This window comes from Cellulomonas sp. P4_B5_2, assembly GCF_056402235.1.
The window spans coordinates 1-5650 of sequence record NZ_JBFUHU010000248.1; the positions used below are offsets into that span (position 1 = coordinate 1).

The 5650-nt window shown below is 71.3% G+C and carries 6 protein-coding genes and 1 pseudogene; 1 reads left to right on the forward strand and 6 read right to left on the reverse strand.

The window, feature by feature from the left end:
* Positions 1-661 (reverse strand): annotated as a pseudogene (locus tag AC1DUQ_RS16395) (hypothetical protein); the annotation flags it as partial.
* A 362-nt stretch (positions 662-1023) separates the two neighbouring features.
* Between AC1DUQ_RS16395 and AC1DUQ_RS16400 the strand changes: the two are divergent.
* On the forward strand, positions 1024-1953 hold the full coding sequence (locus AC1DUQ_RS16400) for a formylglycine-generating enzyme family protein (protein WP_477062203.1): 930 nt from the start codon (positions 1024-1026) through the stop codon (positions 1951-1953).
* A 16-nt stretch (positions 1954-1969) separates the two neighbouring features.
* Here the strand turns inward: AC1DUQ_RS16400 and AC1DUQ_RS16405 are convergent, their stop codons facing one another.
* From AC1DUQ_RS16405 to AC1DUQ_RS16425, 5 genes are all read right to left on the reverse strand, one after another.
* A complete protein-coding gene (locus AC1DUQ_RS16405; protein ID WP_477062202.1) occupies positions 1970-2419 on the reverse strand; it encodes a hypothetical protein in 450 nt (149 codons plus the stop codon).
* A 43-nt stretch (positions 2420-2462) separates the two neighbouring features.
* Positions 2463-3017: a DUF1269 domain-containing protein gene (locus tag AC1DUQ_RS16410; RefSeq protein ID WP_477062201.1), complete on the reverse strand. Its 555-nt coding sequence runs from the start codon at positions 3015-3017 to the stop codon at positions 2463-2465.
* A gap of 36 nt (positions 3018-3053) precedes the next feature.
* Complete coding sequence (locus tag AC1DUQ_RS16415) at positions 3054-3452, reverse strand: SHOCT domain-containing protein (protein WP_477062200.1); 399 nt, start codon at positions 3450-3452, stop codon at positions 3054-3056.
* A gap of 118 nt (positions 3453-3570) precedes the next feature.
* On the reverse strand, positions 3571-4920 hold the full coding sequence (locus tag AC1DUQ_RS16420) for a M20/M25/M40 family metallo-hydrolase (RefSeq protein WP_477062199.1): 1350 nt from the start codon (positions 4918-4920) through the stop codon (positions 3571-3573).
* A 50-nt stretch (positions 4921-4970) separates the two neighbouring features.
* Positions 4971-5650, reverse strand: a 680-nt coding sequence (locus AC1DUQ_RS16425) for an anaerobic C4-dicarboxylate transporter family protein (protein WP_477074153.1), incomplete at its 5' end; no start/stop codon positions are given.

Genomic DNA, 5650 nt, shown 5'->3' on the forward strand with positions numbered 1-5650 from the left:
GGGCGTCGGTCAGCCGTCCCTGGGGAGACCCCATGACCAGGTGCGCGACGGCGGCCGCGGCGATCCCGACCGCGATGGCGGCGCTCGCCCCGATGAGGTTGGTCGCACCCAGGCCGATCGCGGCCACGGCACCCAGGCCGAGGACGACACGGCTCGCGTACCTCCAGGGTCGGGCGAGGTGCGGCGAGGCGGTGACGACGACGGCGGTGACCATCGCGACCCGGGTGGCGACGTAGACGACCGGGGGGCCGGACGACACCAGACCCTGGACGATCGTGAACGCGTCCGTCCCGGCGAGTGCACCGACCCCGAGCGCAGCACCGAAGGCCAGCGCAGCGGCGGTCACCTGGTCGAGCAACAGCCGGCGCCGTCCTCGGCTCACGGCGGCGAGCAGGACGACGCCCATGGCCCAGAGGGTGAGGACGGCGTAGACGATGCTCCACAGCCAGCCGAACAGTGGTTCCAGACGAGCGAGCACCGTGTCGAGCGCGTCGTCGGCTCCGGTCGGCCCCGGCGCCGCCAGGGCGAGCAACCCGAGGGCGAGGACCGAGGCGACGAGCAGGATGACGTCCGTCGGACGACGTAACCGTGGGGCGTCGGCCGCGGACGACCAGATGCGGACCAACCCGCCTTCGCGAGCCTGGTCCGTGCTGACGGCCATCGAGCCTCCTGGCGTGACGACTGACCTGAGTCGGCGCGGCCGATGCCCGGCAGGTCTTCCACGAGGCTACTGGCGCCCGCGGCGTGGCAGTCGAGTCTTCGCCGGACACGCGGGCGCGGATGTTCGTGGTCCGAGGACGGCCGACGACGGAGGTGCGGACCGATCACCCGGGTGAGCACCTGGATGGGTGAGCCCGGCGCCGACGTGCGTGGCCAGCATGGAGGAGCGCATCGCGAGCGCCGAGGAGATCGACCCGATCCGACAGCGCGGGAGGCGCCGTGGCCGACGGTGGTCGCACCATTCGCACGATCGCACGTCGGACCGACCAGACCAGTGCGCCGGGGACCGCGCCGTCGCCCGGGATGGTCTGGATCCCGGGCGGGACGTTCCTCATGGGCTCCGACGACCACTATCCGGAGGAGGCGCCGACCCACCGCGTCACGGTCGACGGCTTCTGGATGGACCAGCACACCGTCACCAACGGTGACTTCGCACGGTTCGTGAAGCACACCGGCCACGTGACCGTCGCCGAGCGGAGACCCGACCCCGCGGACTATCCCGGCGCGCTGCCTGAGCTGCTCGTCCCGGCCTCGAGCGTGTTCGTGCAGCCGTCGCAGCCGGTCAGCCTGGACGACCCCTACAGCTGGTGGACCTACATCCCCGGCGCCGACTGGCGCCACCCGCAGGGCCCGGGCACCTCGGTGAAGAAACGGCCCGACCACCCCGTCGTCCAGGTGGCGTGGGAGGACGTCGTCGCGTACGCGCAGTGGGCCGGCAAGGACCTGCCGACCGAGGCCGAGTGGGAGTACGCCGCGCGCGGCGGGCTGGACGGTGCCACCTACGCGTGGGGCGACGAGCTCACGCCCGGGGGGAGGTGGATGGCGAACACCTGGCAGGGGGAGTTCCCGATACAGAACACCCGCGACGACGGGCACCTGTGGACCGCGCCGGTCGGCTCCTACCCGCCCAACGGCTACGGACTGTCGGACATGACCGGCAACGTCTGGGAGTGGACGGCCGACTGGTTCCAGCCGCACGCGGAGACGTCGCACGCCTGCTGCACGGTCGAGAACCCGCGCGGGGGCGCCCGCGCGGCGAGTATCGACCCGAGCACTCCGTCCGTGGCGATCCCGCGCCGGGTGATGAAGGGCGGATCCCACCTGTGCGCGCCCAACTACTGCCGGCGGTACCGCCCTGCGGCCCGCATGCCGCAGGCGGTCGACACCGCCACGTCGCACCTCGGCTTCCGCTGCATCAGCCGCGGACCAGGCGGCTCGATCCCTGTCCGCTGACCGGGTCTCTCACCGTTCAGCGAGCACCTGCGTGCAGGACGAGGAGGAACTGTCCTCCTCCCGGCTCGACAGTGGCGGTCACCGGAAGGCCAGGTGCGAACCGCGAGAGCCGGTCCACGAGCCATACGGCTGCCTGCTCGCCGTCCGCCTTGGTCGGGCAGCGGCCCACGACCTCACGGCCGCCCTTGCGGGTCAGCCGCTCGACGGTCGACACGATCGGTGCCGGCTCCACCACGAACAGCGCCGGCGACCAGGCCACGACGGGCTTCACGGCTCCCTTGCGGGTGTTGCAGGCCCGGTGCGCGAGCCGCTCGGAACCCGGCACCGCCTTCTTCCCCTTGGGCGTCGCGCCGCCGTCGATGCTCGGGCCACGGTCGGCGTTGACGGACGCGTCGGGGTCGACCGGTTCGTCGCACAGCCAGCATCGCCAGCCGTCGCGCGAACCGACCTCGTCAAGGGTGCTCATCCCCGGAGGCTACGGGCCCCCGGGGCCGATCCCGTCCGCGGCGCTACTTCGCCTCGGCCTGGACCTCGTCGGCCGCTGCCTTGATCGCGTCGGCCTCGGCCTTCTCGATGGCTTTCTCGAGGATGGCGTCCGCCTTGTCCAGCGCCTTGCGGAGCGCCACCGCGCTGGGGTCGGAGACCAGGGCCACGATCCCGGAGTGCCCGGCCACGATCGAGTCCTGCAGGTCCTCGGCCAGCTCCTTGCGGTTGTGCAGCGCGACACCCTTGCCGGCCGCGGCGCCGACGAGGCCGAGCGCGGCCGCGCTGCCGAGAATGGTCGGAGGGAAGATGAGGCCGAGCGCGACGCCCCCGACGACTCCCCACGTCAGGCCCTTGCGGGTGCTGTGATCGGTCGACTTCAGGATCTCCAGCGTGCCGTCGGCGTCCCGCTTGACGACGAGGACGCCCTCGACGTTCAGGGTCTTGCCGTCCTCGGCGCCCTTGATCGCCTCGTACGCCTCCCATGCGGTGTCGGTGTCGGTGAAGTCGGCGACGAACAAGGTGTAGGCGCCGTCCGAGACGAGTGCGGCGGCGCTGAGAGTGTTCTGGTCATCGGACATGGCGGTGCTCCTTCGAGTGGGACGTGCGGTCCACCCTCACGATCCGAGGGCGGTGGCCTTGAGCTTGGCGAACTCGGTCTGGTCGATCGCGCCGGAGTCGAGGAGGGCCTTGGCCTGGGCGATCTGGTCGGTGGGCGACGACGATGCGGTCGCGGTGCGGATGCGGTCGTCGAACGCGGACTGCGCGGCCTGCACCTGGGCGGCCTGCCGGGCGCCCATGCCCTTCCCCCGCACGATGAGGTACAGCAGGATCCCGAGGAACGGGAGGATGACGAGCAGGACGACCCACAGCGCCTTGACGCCGCCGCCGGTGTCCGGGTCACGGAACAGGTCGCCGAAGATCGCGATCAGCAGCCAGAACCAGATGATGAACAGGAAGAGCTCGAGCATCCAGAGCAGGATGTCGCCGCTCCCGAACGACGCGGTCAGGTTCACTGGGCCTCCTTGTGGGGGTGGTCGCGGCCGGTGAGGTCGCGCGGACGGTGGATCACGGACACGCACGCAGCGACCAGGACCCCGCGCGCCGACGAGCGCCCTGCCGAGGATGCCGGGGTCACAGGCGCCGACCCAGGTTCTGCAGGAGCAGCGCCTGCGCGACGATCATCGTCTCGATCTCGGCGGGGTCGACGCTCTCGTCGGACGCGTGGATGCGGGACAGCGCGACGTCCTCGGGGCCCCAGAGGATGAACTCCGCGCGCGGGGCCACCGCCTGGAGCGAGCGCAGCAGCGGGATGGAACCGCCGCAGCCCGCCTCACCGACGGACGTGCCGAAGGCCTCGGTCATGGCCTCGCGTGCCGCTGCGTACGCGGGGCCGTCGGTCGCGCACGTGAACGCGGGGGCGGCCTTCGTGCGCTGGACGTCGACCTGGGCGCCCCAGGGGACGTGCGTCTCGAGGTGCGTCACCAGGGCGTCGAGCTCCTGCTGCGGGTCCGACCCGGGCACGATGCGCATGGAGATCTTGGCGCTCGCCTGGGGGATGAGCACGTTCGACGAGCCGGCGATGCTCGTCATGTCGAGGCCGATCGCGTTCACGGAGGGGCGCGCCCAGAGCCGTGCGCTGATGGGACCCGTCCCCGTGAGGCTGACCCCGTCGAGGACGTCGGCGCTGGCACGCAGGTCGTCGGCGCTCAGGTCCTCGCCCGCCCAGGTGGTCGACGTGACCCCGTCGACGGCGACGTCTCCCGCGTCGTCGTGCAACGTGGCCAGCAGACGGGCGAGCGCCATCATGGCGTCGGGCGCGGGCCCTCCGAAGACCCCGGAGTGCAGCGGGTGCTCGAGCGTCCTGACGGTGACCACGCAGGCGACGTCGCCGCGCAGCGCGGTGGTCAGGACCGGGTCACCCACCCGCAGGTTGCCCATGTCGCAGATGATGAACAGGTCGCAGTCGAACAGGTCCGGGTGCGCCTCGACGAAGGCCTCGAGGTTGCTCTCGGTCTCCTCCATCCCCTCGAGGATCAGCTTGACCGTGCACGGCGGCTCGCCGTCGAAGACGCCCAGGGTGCCGAGGTGGATGATCAGGCCCCCGATGTCGTCGGCGGCCCCCCGCCCGTAGATCCGTCCGTCGTCCTTGCGCGTCGCCGTCCACGGGTCGCTGGTCCAGCCCTGGTCGGCCGGGGCCGGCTGGACGTCGTAGTGGGCGTAGAGCACGACGACCGGCGAGCCCTCGGGTCCGTCGATCTGCCCGTAGATGGGGGAGTACCCCGTGGGCACGTCCATGAGGCGCGCGTCGGTGAAGCCGGCGTCCTGGAACAGTCGGAGCGTCTCCTCGCCCATGCGGTGCACCGGCTCGGCGGGGTAGCCGGGGAACGCGACGGACGGGATGGCGACGAGCGTGTGCAGGTCCTCGAGGAGGCCGGGCATCAGGTCGGCCGCCTTGCCCGCGATCTGGTCCTTGGTCTGCACGACGTGCTCCGTTCTCTCCTCGACACCCCGCGGGTGCCGCGCCGCCGGGGTCAGAAGAAGACGGCCCCGATGACGGAGCCGACGATGATCGTGGTGACCGAGAGCACGAGCATGGGGATGAAGAAGCTGTGGTCGATCAGCTTGGTGCCCAGCTTCGTCGTGCCCGTGAGGTCGAAGTTCGCGGCGGCGATCTGCGTGCCGTTGGCCGGGAGGGTGTAGACGCCACCGAGCGCACCGGCCCACATGCCGGTCACCACACCGGGTGGCAGGCCGACAGCGAGACCGATCGGCACCATGGTCCGCGTGGCCGTCGACTGGCTTGTGGTGAGCGCGGCGACGAGGAACACGGCGAGCGCGAACAGGAACCGCCAGTCGGTGACCCAGGCGCCGACCGTGCTGATGATGAACTCCTCGTGCGCGGCGATGAACGTGGCCGTGAGCCAGGCGATGCCGAAGAGGGCGATCGCCGAGATCATGCCGGCCTTGAACACCGACTGGTCCGGCACCGTCTTCACGTCGGGCCGCCCGACGAACAGGATGATGACGCCCACGACGAACATCACCAGGACGATGGTGTTGGTCATGTCGAGCGACACCGTGCCCACGTCGGGGACCTCGAACGAGGGGCGCAGCCCGGGGAACAGGCCGAGGATCACGATCGCCACGACCCCGGCGAAGAAGACGAGCGCGGAGTTGCGGCCGGCACGCGTGTAGGTGAGCTGCGCGGAGG